At 70.1% G+C, this 768-nt stretch carries 1 protein-coding gene; it reads right to left on the minus strand.

The window, feature by feature from the left end:
• Positions 1-229: 229 nt before the first annotated feature.
• Positions 230-768: hypothetical protein (locus tag HLK59_RS51845; RefSeq protein WP_240983121.1), on the minus strand; the 539-nt coding region annotated here is incomplete at its 5' end.

Here is a 768-nt window from a genome sequence, read left to right on the forward strand (position 1 = left end):
GGGTCGGGGTCGGGGTCGGTGGGACACGACTCGAACGCTCGCTGACCTGTTCGCCGGAACGATGACGAGGCTCGCGCACCGAGGTCGCCGCCGACATCGACGCCTTGTTCGCGTTGGACAACGACGGGGCGTCACACGATGACGCGATCGAGGGGTCCGAGAGGTCCGAGGAGGGTGAGGTCGAGTACGAACTCACCCGCGCCGACCGGGGCGTTGAGGCTCCCGTCGCTCAGCTCGTGCGGCGCACGTCCTGGCACTCGACCTCCGGGGAGCCGCCGTACGCCTCGATGATCGTCCTCGTGCCGGTGGTGCTGCCGGACAGGCACAGCTGGCCGTCCATCACGCGCAGATCGAGAGTGAACTCGACGGGACCGGCGGTGCCTCGGGGTGTGTGGACACGCTCTTCGATGTAGCCGAGGCCGTGCAGTGCCTTGGCGACCTGTGCCGCTGTGGGGTCGGGGTTCTTCTTGAGGGCCTTGGTGATGCGGTCGACGTGGAGAGGGGCCTCGCACTTCTCCGCGGAGCTCAGTTCCGTCTCCTGCTTGGCGGCCTCGGGGTCCCTGGGCGCGCTGGTGGGGACCGGGTCGTCCGGGACGGGCACGGGCAGGGGCTCCTCGGGCGGGACGGTGCCGCCGGGCTCCCTCGCCTCCACCTTCTCCGGCGGGGGCGAGATGGGGAGATCCGACGGGAGGCACGGCTCGGCGATGTCGAGGACCATTTCCATGAACGGGAGGAAGTCCGCGCCCTCGGTCTCGTCGGCCTCCTTGG

The organism is Streptomyces sp. S3(2020), assembly GCF_013044505.1.
In the GTDB taxonomy this organism is placed as follows: domain Bacteria; phylum Actinomycetota; class Actinomycetes; order Streptomycetales; family Streptomycetaceae; genus Streptomyces.